The following is an 18,276-nucleotide window of genomic DNA, read 5'->3' as shown; positions in this document are numbered from 1 at the left end:
TCCGGCATAGCCGGACAGCTCCCTCCCTCGGAGGGAGCACACAGGCTGGGGCTCAGCGTGTGATTACTTCCTGTTGAAGGTCCAGCGCTGGGCGGTGGAATCGTTGGACGTCCACATCTGGATGTTGGTGCCGTTGCCGATCGCTCCGCCGGCGGCGTCAATCACGAAGTTCTCCTTGAGCGCGGAACGCAGCGTGATCGAACCGTCGCTGTTCTTCACGGCGATCCACTTCTGCGCCCAACTGCCGTTGGAATCCCACTGCTGCACGTTCGCGCCGTTCGCCGTGGACGCGCCGGAAATGTCGAGCACCCTGCCGGAATTCATGTTCGTCAGCGTCACGTATCCGAGGGAATCATGCGACACCTTCCACGCCTGTGCGTTCGTGCCATTCGACGCATACAGCTGCACATTCGCGCCGTTGTCACGCGAACCGCCCACTACGTCGAAACGCATCGTCTTCTTCGCCGTCGAGGCGATCTCGACCGTACCGTCGGCCACATCGGACTTGTGCGCGGCCGCGAGCGCGTTCAGTCGGGTGCGCGCGGTCTGCACGGCGGTGAACGTCCAGCGCTGCGCCTTGGAATTGTTCGACGAATAAACCTGCACGTTCGTGCCGTTCGTGGAGGATGCGCCGGTCACGTCGAGCACGATCTCGTCCTTGGCATTCGCGGCGGAGCGGATCGCATACGAACCGTCGGACTGTTTGATCACGACCCACTTCTGCGCGGTCGTGCCGTTGGAATCGTACTGCTGCACGTTCACGCCGGAGTTGGCCGTGCCGCCCGACACGTCGAGTACCTTGCCGGAGTTGGCGTTCGTGAACGTCACGTAGCCGTTGTCGTCATGCGATACCGTCCACGTCTGGGCGGCGGTGCCGTTGGATCCGTAGAGCTGCACGTTCGCGCCGTTGTCGGACGATGCGCCGGTCACGTCGAGCACGGCGGAATCCTTGAGCTTGGTCGACACCTTGTACGTGCCGTCCTTGATGTCGTCCTTGTGCTGTGCGGCGAGCGTGTTCAACTTGTCGCGGGACGTGGGCGCTTCGGCGATGGTCCATTGCTGGGCGGCGGTGCCGTTGGCGGCGTAGATCTGCAGTCCGGTGCCGCTGGTCGTGGCGCCGCCGGGCAGGTCGATTGCGCGATTGGAGCCGGATCCGATGAGCGAGAACGCGGAGGAACTGCCCGCCACGTCGGTCGTGCCGTCGGCGCCTTCCGCGGTGCGCACGAGCCAGTGCTGGGCGGCGGAACCGTTGGAATCCCACTGCTGGATGGTGGAACCGTTGCCGGTGGATCCGTTCGCGACGTCGATCACACGGCCGGAGTTGACGTTGGTGATCGTGTACACACCGTTGCCGACCTGCTTGAAACGGAACAGCTGCGCGTCGGTGCCGTTGTCGTCGTAGATCTGCAGACGCGCGCCGTTGCTGCCGGACCCGCCGGACACGTCGATCACCCTGCTCGTGCCGGACTTGCCGGACGCGGCGGCCACGGACTGGATCTTCACGGCCTTGGTGGTGATCGTCTTGGTGGCGGACGCGATCAGGAACTTCTGCGCGTCGGTGCCGTTGGGCGTGTAGAGGTCGATCTTGGTGCGGTCGCTCGTGTTACCGCCGGTGATGTCGAGCACCCAGTTGCCGAGCGCAGACTGGAGGTAATAGCCGGTGCCGGAATTGCGGATGAACCAGCGCTGGGCGGCGCTGCCGTTGGGTGTGAACTGCTGGACCTTCGCGCCGTTGGACGCGCTGCCGTTTGCCACGTCGAGCGCCTTGCCGGAGTTGACGTTGGTGATCACGTAGCTGCCGTCGGACTGTTTGGCGAACTTGAAGCGCTGCGCGGTGGAGTTGTTGTAGGAGTACAGCTGGAGCTGCGTGCCGTCGGCGGTGCTGTAGTCGGGCACGTCGAGGCCGGCGGAGTCGCGCGATTTCGCGTTGATGTAGTAGACGCCGTCGGGGATGGTGACCTTGGCGAGGGTGTCGATCTGCGGAACGAGCAGCTTCTGCACCTTGTTACGGATGTCGTCCATGCGGTCCCACATCTTCTGGCCGGGGCAGGCGGTGTTGTTGGCGCTGTCGGACTGGTGGGACTTGTCGCCGTGGCCGGTGATGCGCGGCTGGGTGCCCTTGTATTCGAACGTGTCCTTGGCGTTTGTGATGCCGAGCGCGTTGAACTCCCAGGCGATGGCTGCGGACACCGAGTTGATGGCGGCTTCGGACGGGGCCTGGGTGGTGAAGTCGCCGAGCACGACCACGCCGAACGTGGCCGAGTTGAAGCCACGGGAGTGGGCGCCGATCGCCTCGCTGGCGGGGACGACCTGGTTGTCGACGCCTTCGTCGCGACCTTCCCAGATGCCGCCGTACTTGTCGACGAGGAGGTTGTAGCCGATGTCGCCCCAACCGTTGGACGTGTTGTGGTACACGTAGATGCCGTTGATGAGGGCGGGGACCTCGGCCTGCGTGTAGTTGTTGGCGGGCTGGTAGGTGTGGTGGACCACGGCGCCCTGCCAGTGGCCGCTGTTGTCGGGCTTCCACTGGCGGGCCGGGTTGCCGGACTGCCACCATTCCTCGCGGGTGTGGATGCGGCCGGCGGAGGTGATGGCGTCGGCGGCGGTGCGGACGGAGGGGGTGGTAGCTGAGGTGGATGCGGCAGATGCTGCCTCGGTCGTTTGCAGTTGTGCCGTGGCGCTCGCGGTGTTGCTATCCACAGAGTTTTCCGCGTTATCCACTGTCGTGGCGGACTCGGTTGCCGACGACGAGACGACGGCCGCGGCGGAATCCGCAGACTTGTCCCCGTTATTCACATTCGAACTGTTCGTATTCGCACTGGTGTCGGCACTGGTCTTTGCGGTACCTTCGGCGGAGTAGCCGGGGTCGACGGTGATGAACTTCGCCTCGGTGATCGTCTGGCCGTCCACCGGGGTCAGACGGGCCTCGGCCTCGGTGGCCAGACCTACGTAGTATGCGGGGCTGGAGCCCATCTTGCCGAGATCGTCGTCGACCGAGGGCAGGGTCTGCCATTCGCTCCACGCGTTGTCCTTGAAGTAGCGCAGCTCGAGCTTCGGCGCCTTGGCCGTGTCGGTCATGTCCTGCTGTTTCCAGGTCACACCCACCGTAGCCAGGCCGTTGAGGTCGGCGGCGGCGATCAGGGCGTTGGCCCCGGTGCCGTCGGCAAGCCCGTCGGACTTGGAGCTATCCCCTTCGGAACCATTGGAACCATTGGGCTGAGCGCCATCAGCCTGGGCGTCCCCGGATTCATCCCCCTCATCACTCTGCGCATCCAACCCGTAGGTGGACGCGTCCGAAGCGGAAACGAACGACTCTTCCGCGGTCTGCGGAACATGCGTCTTCTCAACCTTCGCCGGACCATCCACGGAGGTATCAGTCACCGTGGAGGCAGCGCCGGAATCACTCTGCGACGCGAACGAGGAAGTCTGCGCGGAATTGGCCGCGGAAGCAACGGAGGTCACTCCTCCGGCAACCGTGGAGTCATCGGCCGGCGCAGCCACGGCCGCGCCCACCGGCATCAGCATTGCCGTCGCAGCCACTCCCCCAACTACTGCCTTCACAATCCGGGACCATATACCCATATTCCACCCACTTCCTTCTAGGCACACGTAATTTCGAACTTACCCGCACCTCGGGTCACCCGTTCCTGAACGTACGCCACACGCCGCCGGTGCGCAGCCGCGCGACCAAAATCGAGGCTAACCTCCGTTGTGGAGGTCCTTGTCAAAGTACACACACGCCCCAGCTGCATCAATGCAGATAGTTCCAAGCCCAAAACTAGTAGAATTCAACATATTCACGGTCCCCTCTACTTTGACAGAGACCTCCACATCGGCAGTTAGGACCCCGCAACCTCTCAGATCAACACCACAACCCGAAGATAGCCCCACAATCAGCCCCCAGCCATGCGAACGAGTAAATATAGTTGGCAATTCTCCTCGGGATATCGGCATAATCATTGCAAACGTCCTTGTCGGGGACGGGGTAAGCCGGCAATAACCGAAAAGTGTCTGCACAAGATATCTCGTGCAGACACCATGTCATAGGGATCCAGCAAATATCCGCTAGTCCTGTTCCATCAGCCCTCATCCAGCTCTGCGAGGCTCAGACCTCGGGTCTCACGAGCCGTAAAGGCTGAGATGGCGGCAGCAACCATACAGACGGCGATAAAAATGCCCACAGGCACCCAGCCCATAGGACCGGGCTTGACCAACGCGGCAGCGATCGTAGGTGCGAATCCAACCACGATCAGGCCCAACTGGGTACCCACCGCGTAACCGGTGTAACGGACACGCGACGGGAACATCTCCGTGTACATCGGCGCCTGCACAATGTTGCCCGCGGAGCCCAGGATCTGCAGCAGCGCCAGAACGCCCAGAATCAACGCCCAGTTATGCGTGTGCATCACTGCGAACAACACCGGGAACAGCACCGCCAAGCTCAGCACCGAAAGAATGAACACCGGACGACGACCGACCTTGTCGCTCACCCATGCCCACATCAGACTGATCGGAATGACGGCAAGACCAAGAACCGAAGTGAATCCCAGGTACTTCGCCGATTCCAATCCGGCGTACTGCGTGGCATAGGTGAGTCCAAATACGCTGGACATGGATCCCATCAACGCATACAGAGAACAAACGATCACACGAAGCAGATTCTTCCAGTGGTAGCGCAGCACCTCAGCCAAAGGAGCGGAATCCTTCTTCCCCGACTTGCCCGACGAGGTACCAGCGTCAGCCTCGGAGACGGCACCGCTTTCACGCAGAGCCTTCTGCTCGGCAAAAACCTTGGGCTCCTTCACCTGAGAACGAATCCACAGCGTAAACAACATAAGCGGGCCTGCAATCAGGAACGGAATGCGCCAACCGAATCCAAGCAGAAAATCCTCACCCTGAGCGGTGATCGGCACAAACGCCACGGAGCCAAGCATCGTGCCCACAGCCACGCCGATCATGGTCCAACCGGTGAACACGCCACGCTTCTCCTTTGGGGCGTTCTCGGAGCTCAACGAATTCGAGCCCGCCTGCTCGCCGCCGGCAGACAACCCCTGTGCCAGTCGCAATACGACCAACAGGATCGGCGCGGCGATGCCTAGGGTCTGCGCGGTAGGCAGACATCCGACCAGGAAAGTCGCGGTTCCCATAAGCAGCAGCGTGACGATCAGCGTATGGGTACGGCCAATGCGATCACCCAACGTGCCGAAGATGATCGCGCCGAGCGGTCGTGCGATATAGGCGACGCCGAATGTGGCGAACGACGCAATGGTGCCGCCGACTGCACCGAATCCGGCAAAGAACACCTTATTGAAGACCAGCGCCGAAGCGGTGGCGAAACACACGAAGTCGAAGTATTCGATCGTGGATCCGAAGAATCCGGAGACTGCCGCGAGACGCGCGTTCTTGCGATCTTCGGCCGACATCGCGGCTTCGGAATCCTGTACCGGCGACACGATTGCTGATGTCGCCGTATTCTGTGACGGTGTGATTTGAGACATTGCCCTATTCCTCCTTGAATCGGCAAAAATGACTTTGGCATATACGGGCAACGCCGCTACAACGCAGCGCATCCCGTGCATCAGAGATAGAGGTGGCGAGAAGCGACGGGACATAGGTCGCCGTCCGATATCGGAACTCAGACTTCCTGAGGGGTGTACTCCAGCGGAGCGGAATCTTCCACGCAACGGCGCCAGAGTTCCGCTTCGACATTGTGGAGCAGGCGACGTCCATGCGCTTCGAGGTATCCCTCAGCTTGCAGTCGATCATCGATCTCGTCGCAGGCATGTTGATACGACTCGTAGGTCGGGTACAGTGCCTTGACCTGCGTCGCATCATGCAAGGTCATGGTGCCACTGACGCCCTGCTCAAGAGCTGCCGGATGGAAATCGGCGATAGGATGCTCCAGCATGCCGAGTCGAATACCTCCGGCACGGTTGCCGTGTGCATCGTTCACAAACCGACGACCGCCAGAAGCGAAACCGTCAGAACCGTCCCGAACATCAACACGATCATCAGACCGTGTCTGCGTATCGAAATACGCACTGTCCGGCGCGGGAATACCTTGATCAATCCATTGAACAATCGCGCTCATGGCCGCAGTGATCACAGGCTCCACCGGAAGCGTAATCAATGACCGCAGCCATTCCTCGTTACGATTGCGCGGCAGCCGGCCGGCCTTGAGAATCTCGGAATCACAAGGAATCACTCGCGAGCGCGCATCGGAATGCGGCACCCCAGCCACATGCCAGTGGCGACGCTTGGGACCGTCACCGAGCATGAATGCCTCGGCTCCACTGCCAAGCCCAGCGAACAGATGCGTGTCAGCTTCGGTCGTGATGGTGATTACCGGCGCATCTATCTGAGCCGGCGGCAGAAGCCGGGGGATGAATGTGGCCTTGACGCCGGAGTGCACCACAGTGGCTGATTCAGGATCCGAGTCGGAAAGCTGCATCTGCCGCAGCTCACGGCAAAGCACCGATCCCGCACCGGGAAGGTACCCGTCAAAGATCCGTTCTCCGTTCGGCCCCGTTAGCAGTGAGTCAAAGTACGTCAGATACGTATTGGTGTACACGGCCGACTGCGACTGCCCCATCATGACCACATGGTTTGGTGCCGGGAACGACGATCCCGATCGGACCCATGCACCGGCTTGAGCAAGTATGTCCCAAGCCAGCCCTTCCTCGCTACCGGGAATGATTTGGAATGGGTTCCACCCCGGTTCGGCATGTAATCCCGGCAGTTTCCCACCCCATGTCACCCGGGCATAGCGCCGGCCATCAAAGTTGTGCAGTGCATCCGCATTGATGGGCTTGCTGGTTACGCCAACATAGCAATCGCGCTGGGCAATGATGTAATCCCATGCGCGGCGCCAGTCATCTTCAATGTCGTATCCCTGTGATGCGTTGAGTATGCTCAGCCATGCGTTCTGCGACGTCTCTTCCACCGGTCTACGGACCAGCACACGAGTGACGTAGTGCGTGGGCCGCCCGTCCGGTATCGCGGTACCGACTTTGGACTCGGAATCATCACCTATGCGTTCCGAATACGTGTCGGCATCGCCTTCGAGAAGATACTCCTCCTCCACGTATCCGTACTCGCTGAGATCCAACGGCTCGTTCGCATGAGCCATGGTGCTGAACGGGTAGCTATCGGCACTGACCGATAACGGTCCCTGCACTTGCGGAATATGTTGTCGAATCTGTTGCATCATGCACAGCCCTTCCTGTAACGCTCATCGCCTCGCTGCGATTGGCTTCATCCTATGAGGCAATTGCAGTAGCGGAACGGGGTGAGCATGCATGATTGATGATCATGGAGTTCACGCATTTGCATGAACATGCACTAGTGTCGTGGACCATTGCTGCGGTCAGGACAGAACGCCAAGTTCACGGGCACGTGCCACTGCGGCCGTACTACTATGAACGCCCAGTTTGTTCAGCAGATTGGTCCGATGGGTACGTACCGTATTCACGCTGATATACAGGCGTTCCGCAATTTCTCTGGCAGTCATACCGGCGCCGATCAAGCGTAGAACGGACAGTTCACGTTCGGAAAATTCGGGAACTTCCACGGCAAAGTCTAAATCATTGCTCTCTGAACTGTCATCATCAACCCTTTTGACACCGTTTTTATCGCCACGATCGGCATGTCTTGTTTCGGCGTCATATGGCAGTTCTCGCATCCACCGGCGAACTGACTGACCGTCAGATTGATAGATGGTCGCATACTCGGCATCGTCAAAGGCGAGTGCCGCAATCTGCGTCAATAACCGCAGTCGTGTATGGTCATTGGCGGTGAACGGATTATGCAAAGTCCAGTTTCCCAGCCAGACAGCGCCTACGACATCGTCTTCATCGTTCTGCCGTCGTATCCGCATCGGCATTCCCAATACGCTGTTGTGACGGATTCCCATAGATTCCGTAGCGAGGAATCGTCGACCGTTGTCATCATCGTCCACGGTGAAGAGCTGCATAATCTCGTCGGGAGTCCTCAGCCAGAATTCCTGCTGAACCCGCTGTGCCATTTCACTGTCGGCGTCGATGATCATCGTGCCGGGAAAATGCGGATAACCGTATACTCCCAATACGGCATACCCGCCCACACCATGTACGCGCACGCTTATCGTCACACCATCAGCGGCCGGTATAAGCTGATGCGCGAGAATACTGACGTATCGAGCAATGTCGCGGGCATCAGCCTGATGATGCAGATACGCGCTCGCCTCCACCAGACGTTCCGCAAGAGAAGCAGGTGCAATGCCCATGGGACGAGCAGGCCGAGATGGATTCCTCTGGCTGGAGTCGGCACCGGGAACAATGTGATGATCCTTCTGCATATGACAACCAGCCTCCCATTCGACAGTTTCTGACCATTACGATAGCGCACCGACTTCGGGATTCAGGAATGGCGTATGGAGAAAGGCGCGCGAGACGAAACTACACTGGGAGCGGATTTGGCAATTGACGGAGGCTCCGGGAGAATGCGAATTCTGGAACAACGGACGCTGGGCAAGCATGAGGACGAGCGACTCAATGAAGATGGTCTGCATGTGGGCAATGGATTCGTGGCCGTGGTGGATGGGGTGACGAGCAAGAGTCGCGCCAATATATGGGAACCGACGCCAGGCGTAGTGGCGAAGAATACGCTTCTGGAAGCATTGTGCACGGCACCTGACGACACTGATATGCGCGGCATGCAGCAGCTGGTCGACGAAGCGCTTCGCGCGCAGTACCGAAAGATCACGTCCGGGCAGGATTCTACGACCGCGTATTTCTGCGATCACCCCAATGACCGTCTGCAGGCCAACGCGGTGATCTACTCGGAGGCTTTGCATGAGATCTGGCTGTTCGGGGATTGTCAGGCGATGGTCAATGGGCGTGCGGTTCCCACGACGAAACGCGTGGATATATTGCTGGGTGAACTACGGAGTTTTGCCTGGCAGGCGTTGGAATTGCAGCGCTCGCAACAGACCGAGTCGGGAAAGCGCGAGGCTGATGCGGCCAGCGCGAACAATGGCGACGCTACCACCACTGGGAGCGGGCTTAATCCCCGCAGGGAGCCCAACAACGACCTCAGCCTCAACAACAATCCCACTCGCGAGACCACTGATGGATCCACGGTTCCGGATCCCGCCCGGGAACTGATCATGCCGTTCCTGCGGCTGCAGTCGCAGTTCGCGAATCGACGGGGAGAGTACGGGTACTTTGTTTTCGATGGGTTCACCGACCCGAAGTATCCGATTCACACAATTCCCGTGCGCCCGGGCGACGAGGTGGTATTGGCGAGCGACGGGTATCCGAAACTCCGCCCCACATTAGACGAGTCGGAACGGGAGCTGGAACGGTTGCGGCGCGAGGACCCTCATCTAGTGCGCGAATTCCGCACGACCAAGGGTTTCGCTCCGGGCTCGGAGTCCTTTGACGACCGCACCTATATCCGGTTCGTGGCGTAATACTTCATATCGCCATCACCCGCCGCTGCAGGGGTTTCCCACGCGCATAGTCCGGCCCTCGCAGAGTTCACCATTGGTCGATGTTCGATTTTTCTGGTGATGTGCTCAGTAGGAGAGATGGTCTGGGGAGAGAGCGGTTCACAAATCGAAGATACCCAAAATGCACCCGCGGAATTTCAACGCTCGATATCGGGTATCTTCGTTTTGTGCGTCGCCTATTCCCGAGACCGCAAGCGCCAAAGCACAATCCCGAGCATTACGGCACAAGAACCGCTCAAAAACCGCACATGACCGCCGAGTAAAGGCCCAAGCACCGCAGCAACACCCCCGATAGCGCAGCCCAGTCAATGCTCACAACATAGGCCACCCACGAAAAAAGGCCTCCCGCGGGGTTTCCGCGAGAGGCCTTTCCAAGGGCGAATTTGCGATCTGCCTAACTGCATGCCCGGCCGTATCTTGTGGACCGGCGGCATTTCAGCGGCTGCGATCAGAAGGTCGAAACCTTACAGCTTGAGTCAGATCCTTGCGTTATCGAGCTCAACGAGCGTCGTTCTGCAGATCAGCCAGGGTGTCGGCGATAGCCTTGCCGGCGACCGGGTTGGCAGCCAGGGTGGAAGCGCCGTAGAGGGCCATGCCGCGCAGAATGCTCTTCTTGATGTTCATGATGTTCTCCTTGTTGTTGAAGTATTGATCGGTTTTGTATTCAGTTGTAAGTCTTGGGTGCCCTGCGGTCGTCGGTTATCTATCCGCGACCCGTCGGGGTCTTTGCGCTCAGCGGGATTCGCGAGCCAGATCGATGACCGTCTGGTTCAGATCCTTGTTGTAGGAGCCGGCCACCACGGAAGTTCCGTACAGAGCCAGGCCGCGCATCATGCTGTTCTTGATGTTCATGCTGTTCCCTTTTCTGTGTGTTTGTTGTCTGCCTTGTTTGGCTGACATGATTAACCATAGACCACCTGCGCAATTTGCGCAAGCGCTGGCGCAAAGAAACCTACCAAGTGGTTGGTATTCCGCCGTTTTGTCGGCGTGTCGTTTCCTGACGTCCACTTTCCTTGATATTGCAACGATTTGAAGAATCTGTGTTTGCGCTCACCTTTTCGACACCAAATATCCAGTCGCCATTTACCGGGCTCACGCAGCAGCCCAAGCACTACAGACAGAGACAGCGGTACCGCACTCCGCAGCGCTACAGCAACGCAACAATCACGCACGCAATCAGGCCACGCCGCACCGGCATGACTCGTTTCGCACTCGCAACGGGACAATCAGAACAACATCACACGGGTACGTTTCAACTCACACCAGATACGGAACGTAACCGAACCACCACCCACAAGTACGATCCGCATCACGCTCGCAACGCAACCAAGCGACACCGCACCGATACGATCCGCATCGCATTCGCAACGGAACGCAACCGAACCATACCCCACAAGTACGATCTGCTTCATATTCACAACAGAACGTAACCAAACCATGCCGCACGAGTACGATCCGCATCACGTTCGCAACGCAACGTAATCGAACCACACCACTCGGGTACGTTTCGCTCCACATCAACAACGCAACGCAATCAGGCGCACTGCACCAATACGATCGGTTCCGCATCCACAACAGAACGTAATCAAACAACGCACACGCGACCCCCTCACAACCGCCATGCCACGACGATCCCGCAAAACACGCCACAATCATCCGCAATGTTGATTGTCCACGAATACCCCCGACGATAAAATGGGAAAAGATCGGCGACGACGCCGATCACCACATGGGACATGGGCACCACGTTTTGCAAGGAGGTCCGTCAATGTCTGCCAGCAATGAAAACAATGAAAACACCGCGTCAGGAGCTTCGGGGACTCCGGCATTCACACACGACGCATCCAACGCACCCGGCAAGGTCATATCGCTGGGCGAGGTGGCGGTCAATCTGATCATGGGGGTCAACACCATTCCGCAGCCGGGCGGATTCTCCTACGCGGAGAACGCGGGCACCGGCATCGGCGGCAGTTTCTCCACGTTGCAGGCGTCCGCGCGCATGGGGGTGCGCACCGAGCACGCCGGCATCATCGGCAACGGACCATGGGCCGGTATGATCCGCAAGGCGTTCGACGACGAAGGCATCGTGCACACCGGACAGGATCGACTCGACGAGGATTCCGGCCTGCGCGTGCTGCTCAGCGACGGCGGTCCGCGCAAGACACTCATCGCCAAGTTCGGCGCGGAGGCGCACGGCACGTTCGACTCGTTCGACGAGATCAGCCCCGAAAGCAACGACGTGCTGCACATCAGCGGCAACACGCTCACCAACCGCACCGCAAGCGCCGTGTTCGCGTTCATGCGTCGCGAGGACGAGCATTGGAGCGACTACGGAGGATTCGACGAGCACGGCAATCCGCGTGGACACCGATACACGATCGTGATCAACCCGTCGGGCGCGGTGATCGGACATGTGAATGAGCAGCTCATCGAGACGCTGGTGCTCGACCGGCCGATCTGGACGTGCAACAAGCGTGAGGCGCGAGCGGTGGCGCTGCGTCTGGGCATTCCGATCACCGATCCGGAGCCGGTGATGGTCAACGGCAGCACCGAAGCGACCATGCCGGAGCTGATCGAGGGGCTGGGCGAAGTGCTCAAGGCTCCCGTAATCATCCGCACCGGCGCAGGTGGCGCGTGGCTGTGGGAGCCAGATTACGCAGGCAGTTCCGAGGGCTCGATCACGCACCTGCCCGGATATGCGACCAAGGCCACGCACACGCAGTCGGCCGGCGGCTGCCACACCGGCGTGCTGTGCGCGATGCTGGCCCGCGGCGCCGACCTTGAGGAGGCGGTGGAGGTGGCCAACGCGGCGTCGTCGATTGCGGTGTCGAGGTCCGACACCGTCACCGGCGAGCCGAGCTGCCCCACGCTGTCGGAGGCGAAGCTGCTGATCGCGCAGCAAATGGAGCTGGCACGGGAGTAGCGTGCGAGCGCCTGCGTGGCACAGGCATGACGCAGGTGTGAAAGTGAGGCGCGGTCGCGGCAGCGGCACAAACACCCCATGTACGACACGCCGAAAAGACGTTGAAATCGCAACGAATCCACCCCGCGTTTTTGCGTTCTCCGGAAAGCATGTTATTCTTTTCAAGTTGCCTGACTGAGCAAATCTCACGAGTTCAGGATGGTAACGCTGGAGAATTCGCCTAGTGGTCTATGGCGCACGCTTGGAAAGCGTGTTGGGTGAATAGCCCTCACGAGTTCGAATCTCGTATTCTCCGCCATCAGGGATTCCGGTTCGCCGGAATCCCTTTTTTCGTTTCCCCGCGCCGCACCCATGACCGCGCTTTACGCCATCACCGCCGCACCCGCACCCCACACAGTCACCAATGACCGCATTCTGGAATCATGCGCCATATTGGGTTCACTATGCGGAAACATCTGCTCTTTGGGGCGTCAACATCCCGTTTTTGAGCCGATTTTCGGGCATTCGACGCCCCAAAGAGCGGAATTCGGGAATTTCGCGCCCCAAACAGCGGTCCGGGAACAGCACTGCCAAGAAGGTAAGGAACCAGCCAGAACAGCACCGCCGTCGCATTCTGCCGTTCCACCGTCATTATGCGATCATCCGTCACGCTATACAGCCGGCCGCTCCTTATGGACGGATCGCTCTGCAGCTGCGGGCCGCCCTGTAGCCGACCGCTATCCTGTGAGCCACTACCACTGCACGCGCATGGCGCGGGAGTACACCACCTCGCCGGGAGCGGGATACCCGTCGAGCAGCTGCGGCACGGTCACGAGCGTGAAGCCCAATCGACGCAGATCGTGAATCACGTCGGGCAGCGCGTCCGCCGTGCTCTGATGGATGTCGTGCATGAGCACGATCGACCCCGGACGCACCTGCGCCAGAATCTTCTCCCGCGTCTTCAGCGCGTTCAGGCTCTTCCAGTCGTATGAGTCCACGTCGTAGTCGACCAGGCCGAGATTCATCGCCACGGCCGTGCGCCGCGACGCCTCGTCGAACGCGCCGTGCGGCGGGCGCAACAGCCGCACCGGCTGACCGGTGACCGACTGCACGGCACGGTTCGTGTCAACGAGCTGCTGCGCGCGATCGGCGGAACTCATCGACGGCAGATCCGTGTGATTCCACGTGTGGTCACCGATCACGCTGCCCGTTGCCAATGCCTTGGCCATTGTGGAAGACATCGTGGAAGACATCGCAGAGTCGTCGGCGCTGCTATCGGAGCCGCTATCGGACCCCGCGCCCACCGTCTGACCGACGGCAAAGAACGTGGCCTGCACACCCTCGTTCTGCAGCGTCTGCACCACCTGCGGACTCACCTCGTTCGGACCGTCGTCGAACGTGAGCGCCACGCACTTCTGCACGCTGCAGTCGATGCCGAGCTTGCGGTTCTGCGACTTGACTACCGCGTTCACCGCCTTGTTCAGCGCCTTCACGTGACCGGCGCGGGCTCGCACGGCACTGATTTCGGTTTGCAGAGGCAGGGAGCCGGAGGCGGTGTCGGCGGACTTAGCGATGGCCGTAGAGTCGAGCGCGGGATTCGCGGTGTCGGCCGCGGCATCCCGAGTGGCCAGATCGGTGCCGGTGGAAAGCTGCGTCCCCTGCACCGCGCCCGTGTCGGCGAGCGCGGATTCGATGGCGCGTTGGAGTTTGATGCGCGTGGACGAGTCGGCCACCGTGTCCTTGGAAGTATCGAGCATCCACTGGGCGTGGGCGATCGCGTTCGCGAAGGCCGTGGTACTGCCGGAGAGATTGAGATCCATGGGAAGGAGACTCGTGTCAGTGGCGGATGAGGTCGTACCGGCGGTTGTGTTCGCGGAGTCTGATGCCGCCTGCTTGCGCAGTTTTGTGATTTCGGTTTCCACCTGCTGCCATGCCGTCTTGAACTTGTGTGCGCGGCCGGCGAGCGTGGTGGGCAGCTGCTTCGCGTTGCAGGACGAGTCGTCGTAGATGCCGGATGGCTCGCTGACCGTGATGTCGCCCGCGTTGTCGATTTCGGCGGCCACGGCCTCAAGGTGCGCGCGGCTCTGCTGGTACGCGTACTGGTAGTGCATGCAGTCGGAGATGGCGAGGCGATAGTACCGGTAGCCGGCGAGCGCGCCGCCCGTGATGAGCACCAGGGCAAGGATCACTGCGATGGCAACGATGGCGACGAATCGCTTGCCGTGGCGACGCGTTGCGGCGGTGGCATGAGGGCGGCGAGGCGGGGTCGCGGGCGTGTGACGGGAACGGGATCCTCGCGTTCGGGGGTGGGAGTTCGTGTGGGGATTTGGATCCTGGAAGGAGTCGGTGTGGACCCCCTCAGTCCGCTGCGCGGACAGCTCCCCCTGGGAGGGGGAGCCTGAACCGTCAGAACCATCGGGTGATTCCGATCCTGACTTCCTGCCCGAGCCGGAGCCGGGAACCGAATTGAGATCGATGAATTCGGCGGCGAGGTCGATGACCTCGGTCTCCGCTTCCATCAGAGGTTCCGCCGCTGCATCGGTTGCGCCCAGGGATTCATCGGCCGGAACGGAGGTCTGTCTGTCCCATGCGAACATCGGACCGGTGTATTCGGTTTCCTTGCGCGTTCTGAAACCCCGTGCCATCACGATCTCCTATGTCTCCGCTCGGCGTTTCCACCACCAGCCCTCAATTGAACAGCACAAGCATACCGACAGGTCTGGCGCAGCGATGCCGGGATGATCTCGGCGTCGCATCCGCGCCATTAGGTTCGAAAGAATCGCAGACCGCCGTTTACCGATCCGGGCCATCACGCGCACAGCCAAGGCACTCCCAACTTGGAAGCACAAACGGAAACGCACTTCTGGCGGGGAGCCCCTACCGGTCGCAGAAACGCGACGAGGGTGTTTAGACGTTTATGCGTTGAATTCGACCTTAAGCCCCCTCCCCACCAAAACCCGGTATCCCTTGTTCCCTAGGTTCCTAGTCATCGCTGCAGACGTCTATCCGCGCTTCCCTAGGTTGTCGCCGATATAGCTGGAATCATGAAAAGCTAGCTTTACGGGCAAATATGCCCCGTATCTCCCATGACAGAGCAGAAACGTGATCGAATACGGCGAAGGCTACTTAGGCAGGAACCTAGCGAAGCGTGGTTATGTCGGCGCCGCCGTGCAATTCCACCTAGGGAAGGCCCGATAGCCGGCCGCTCTCCCGCCGCGCACCTCCCCCAACCGACCTATCCCCCGGTTTGGAGGTCCTTCGCGCCCATTGCATGGAGCTAACCCTCGATTGGGAGGTTCTCACCTAAGTAGCTCCGATCCCCGGAATCGGCGCTCACACCAGAATCCCCCGCATAAAGCTCTCAAAAACAGAGTTATCGAACCATTCCGATCATAATGAGCAACACCCGCCCACGTCTCTTCCCAGCGAAGGACCTCCAAATCGGAGGTTAGCGCCATGCAAAGCCTCCCAAAGACCTCCAAACCGGCGGTTAGGCCCGCGACAACGCCCAAGCCCCCGATTCGGCGGGCACGATAGGGTGGGCGTATGACTTCGACGCAGGCTTCCGAAACCCCAGACACCCCGAACGAGGCATCCCCGGCGAATTTCCCTGCCACGGATCCCGGCCAGGCTCCCTCCACAGGGGAAGGCACCGACATCACCTCCCAGACGGCCAACAGCCTCCGGATAGCCAACAACCCTGCGCCCGCGGCTCGCACCCGCAACGATAACAACCCCGGTGAAACGCCGATCGCCGCGCCCACGTCCGATATAGCCGCCGCAACCCCGACAACCGCAACCCCGGTTGCAGTTCCCACAACGTCCGCACCGGCAACCACACCCCAAACAACCAAGCCGGCAACCGCCACGACAAAACTCACCCTAGCCGCCCGCATCTCGGGAGTCATCGGCATCGCGCTTGCATTCGTCATCGTGCTGGCATGGTTCCCCCGTGGCATCTGGAACAGCCCGATCCAAGGCATCGACGCCCCGGCCCACTACTACTTCATCCGCGAACTGCTGGAACAGGGCCCGGCCAAGGCCCTCTCGCTCCTGCCGAACGGCGGCTACTATCCCCCGCTGTTCCATCTGCTCGCCGCCGGCACCGTCAAGCTGACCGCCCTCTTCGGCGTGCATCTCAGCGTGTTCACCGCGCTGGACGTGGTGTGGCTCGTCTCGTCCGGCATCCTCTGGCCGGCCGGCATGTTGCTGCTCTGCTCGTATTTCCTGCGCAGCGCCACCCCGATCACGCGCATCTTCACCAACCTGATGATCCCGCTGCTCGCGGTCGCCTCGGCCTCGCACCCCTTCCACATGCTGTATTCGGGGCCGCTGATCGCATTCGGTCTGGCCAGCACGCTGCTGCCGTTCCTGCTACATCGCTCGCTGCATCTCCTCGACGCGCTCGTCGCTCTGATCCACGCTCAACGAGGCCACCGCGCCGAGCACGTCCGCACCCTGCTGCTGGAGGCCTTGGCCACGGCGGCGATCGGCATCCTATGCGTGGCGGCCCATCCCCGCGTGGTCTTCACCTACGCGCTGCTTCTCCTGCCGTTCGTCCTCACGCGCCTGCCGTGGAAGTTCATCCTCGCCGTATTCGTGGCGATGATCGCCGGCGCGGGCGCGTTCCTCGTGTTCATGATCAGCTTCTACCCGTCGAACCGCTACGCCGATCCGGGAGCGTGGTTCCACACGTTCGTGCCGACCAAAACAGTGCCTGAAGCATTGTGGACCGCGTTCAGCGACCACCTGTCGTCGCTTTCCAACGGCGTGATCGGCGGCAATCCCGTGGCCGGCGCGTTCGCATTCCTAGCGCTGATCGCGGCAACGATCGCCGCGCTCGGTTTCGCCGGCAGCCGTCTGCGCGACGGCATCGCCCTAGTGATGGCCTACGTGTTCGTGATCGTGGTGTATGTGTGCAGCGCCTCGCTCACCGGCGCGATCCCAAACATCCTCGCCGCACCCTGGTACCGTTCGGACGCCCGCACGGTGACGATGTTCCCGTTCGTGCTGCTGCCGCTGCTCGCGTTCGGATTGTCGTGCGTGGAACGCGCCGTGACCGAGGCGGCCGTACTGCCCGGCCCGGACGGCACGAAGTGGAACCTCCGTATCGGCGACGTCGACGCATCCGTCAACCGACATGCCGATGGCCACACGCGCAACGCCATCGCCTTCGCCACGGCGATCGTGCTGGCCGTGTCGATGACCGCGACGATGGCGCTCGCGCAGACGTACAATCCCATCCGCTCCACGATGAGCGAGGAGATCACGCGCAACGCCGGCTACAACAAGAGCGACCCGTACGAGCAACTCACCGCCGACAAGGTGGACGTGATGCGACGCATGATCGAGAAGACCGGCACCCATGCCGCGATCATCTCCGACCCGATGAACGGTTCGATGTACGCGAGCACGATGTTCGACGCGAACATGCTCTACCCGGTGTACAACCCGCAGCACACCAAGAACGGCGCGATCTTCGGCGCGGTGGAGGACGCGTTCGCGTCGGGCGACGGCCAGCGCGTACTGGATACGGTCTGCCCGGCCGGCGGCAGCGACGGCGCGTACTTCCTGGCGATGGGCCCGCAGGCGGCCAGTCTGCAGATGTTCACGTTCAAGCAGCAGTACGATCCGTTCCACGATCAGCGGCTGATCGACCAGTACGTACAGACCGGCACGATGACCATAGTTCAGGATTACAGCGCCTACGGCGAGCACGCACAAGGCTGGGCGCTGTACCGCTTCGCGTGCAGACGATGATCGGATACCAAGCCAAGGCTCCCCTCAGTCTGCTACGCAGACAGCTCCCCTCAGAGAGGGGAGCCAGAGGACATGGGCGCTCAGTGGAAGAGCACACGCAAAACGCCGCCCACAAGAAGCCGAA

At 60.9% G+C, this 18,276-nt stretch carries 9 protein-coding genes and 1 tRNA gene; 4 read left to right on the top strand and 6 right to left on the bottom strand.

What is annotated here, in order from left to right:
• Nucleotides 1-63: 63 nt before the first annotated feature.
• From D2E23_RS05895 to D2E23_RS05880, 4 genes are all read right to left on the bottom strand, one after another.
• Nucleotides 64-3,540: an RICIN domain-containing protein gene (locus tag D2E23_RS05895; protein WP_164520710.1), complete on the bottom strand. Its 3,477-nt coding sequence runs from the start codon at nt 3,538-3,540 to the stop codon at nt 64-66.
• Nucleotides 3,541-4,079: 539 nt separating this feature from the next.
• Nucleotides 4,080-5,498, bottom strand: a complete 1,419-nt coding sequence (locus tag D2E23_RS05890; RefSeq protein WP_164520709.1) for an MFS transporter — start codon at nt 5,496-5,498, stop codon at nt 4,080-4,082.
• Nucleotides 5,499-5,635: 137 nt separating this feature from the next.
• Nucleotides 5,636-7,210 carry an alpha/beta hydrolase domain-containing protein gene (locus tag D2E23_RS05885; protein ID WP_126030052.1) on the bottom strand — a complete coding sequence of 525 codons (1,575 nt, stop codon included), beginning with the start codon at nt 7,208-7,210 and terminating at the stop codon, nt 5,636-5,638.
• Between the two features lie 156 nt (nt 7,211-7,366).
• The gene (locus D2E23_RS05880) at nt 7,367-8,335 is read right to left on the bottom strand and encodes a helix-turn-helix transcriptional regulator (RefSeq protein WP_126030051.1); all 969 of its coding nucleotides are present in this window, start codon (nt 8,333-8,335) and stop codon (nt 7,367-7,369) included.
• Nucleotides 8,336-8,479: 144 nt separating this feature from the next.
• Between D2E23_RS05880 and D2E23_RS11695 the strand changes: the two genes are divergently transcribed.
• Entirely contained in the window at nt 8,480-9,451 is a 972-nt protein-coding gene (locus tag D2E23_RS11695; protein ID WP_206432008.1) for a hypothetical protein, read from the top strand.
• Nucleotides 9,452-9,988: 537 nt separating this feature from the next.
• On the opposite strand, the gene D2E23_RS11925 is transcribed toward D2E23_RS11695, so the two are convergent.
• Complete coding sequence (locus tag D2E23_RS11925; protein ID WP_269843602.1) at nt 9,989-10,114, bottom strand: hypothetical protein; 126 nt, start codon at nt 10,112-10,114, stop codon at nt 9,989-9,991.
• Nucleotides 10,115-11,258: 1,144 nt separating this feature from the next.
• Here D2E23_RS11925 and D2E23_RS05870 point away from each other — a divergent pair.
• Nucleotides 11,259-12,413 (top strand): PfkB family carbohydrate kinase, encoded by a 1,155-nt coding sequence (locus D2E23_RS05870; RefSeq protein ID WP_164520708.1) that lies wholly within the window; start codon nt 11,259-11,261, stop codon nt 12,411-12,413.
• Nucleotides 12,414-12,622: 209 nt separating this feature from the next.
• Nucleotides 12,623-12,711 (top strand) — tRNA-Ser (locus D2E23_RS05865).
• 433 nt (nt 12,712-13,144) lie between these two features.
• On the opposite strand, the gene D2E23_RS05860 is transcribed toward D2E23_RS05865, so the two are convergent.
• Complete coding sequence (locus D2E23_RS05860; RefSeq protein WP_126030049.1) at nt 13,145-15,037, bottom strand: polysaccharide deacetylase family protein; 1,893 nt, start codon at nt 15,035-15,037, stop codon at nt 13,145-13,147.
• Nucleotides 15,038-15,938: 901 nt separating this feature from the next.
• Between D2E23_RS05860 and D2E23_RS11605 the strand changes: the two genes are divergently transcribed.
• The gene (locus D2E23_RS11605) at nt 15,939-18,152 is read left to right on the top strand and encodes a DUF6541 family protein (protein ID WP_164520707.1); all 2,214 of its coding nucleotides are present in this window, start codon (nt 15,939-15,941) and stop codon (nt 18,150-18,152) included.
• The last annotated feature ends 124 nt before the right edge of the window (nt 18,153-18,276 follow it).

The sequence above is a fragment of the Bifidobacterium callimiconis genome, from assembly GCF_003952005.1.
GTDB classification, from domain to species: domain Bacteria; phylum Actinomycetota; class Actinomycetes; order Actinomycetales; family Bifidobacteriaceae; genus Galliscardovia; species Galliscardovia callimiconis.
This window is presented reverse-complemented; position numbering and strand designations above follow the sequence as displayed.

What these genes read in the sequence shown, in the direction of transcription:
- D2E23_RS11695 (WP_206432008.1), top strand. Translation starts at nt 8,480, where the DNA reads ATGCGAATTCTGGAACAACGGACGCTGGGCAAGCATGAGGACGAGCGA.
- D2E23_RS11925 (WP_269843602.1), bottom strand. Translation starts at nt 10,114, where the DNA reads ATGAACATCAAGAAGAGCATTCTGCGCGGCATGGCCCTCTACGGCGCT.
- D2E23_RS05870 (WP_164520708.1), top strand. Translation starts at nt 11,259, where the DNA reads ATGTCTGCCAGCAATGAAAACAATGAAAACACCGCGTCAGGAGCTTCG.
- D2E23_RS05890 (WP_164520709.1), bottom strand. Translation starts at nt 5,498, where the DNA reads ATGTCTCAAATCACACCGTCACAGAATACGGCGACATCAGCAATCGTG.
- D2E23_RS05880 (WP_126030051.1), bottom strand. Translation starts at nt 8,335, where the DNA reads ATGCAGAAGGATCATCACATTGTTCCCGGTGCCGACTCCAGCCAGAGG.
- D2E23_RS05885 (WP_126030052.1), bottom strand. Translation starts at nt 7,210, where the DNA reads ATGATGCAACAGATTCGACAACATATTCCGCAAGTGCAGGGACCGTTA.
- D2E23_RS11605 (WP_164520707.1), top strand. Translation starts at nt 15,939, where the DNA reads ATGACTTCGACGCAGGCTTCCGAAACCCCAGACACCCCGAACGAGGCA.
- D2E23_RS05860 (WP_126030049.1), bottom strand. Translation starts at nt 15,037, where the DNA reads ATGGCACGGGGTTTCAGAACGCGCAAGGAAACCGAATACACCGGTCCG.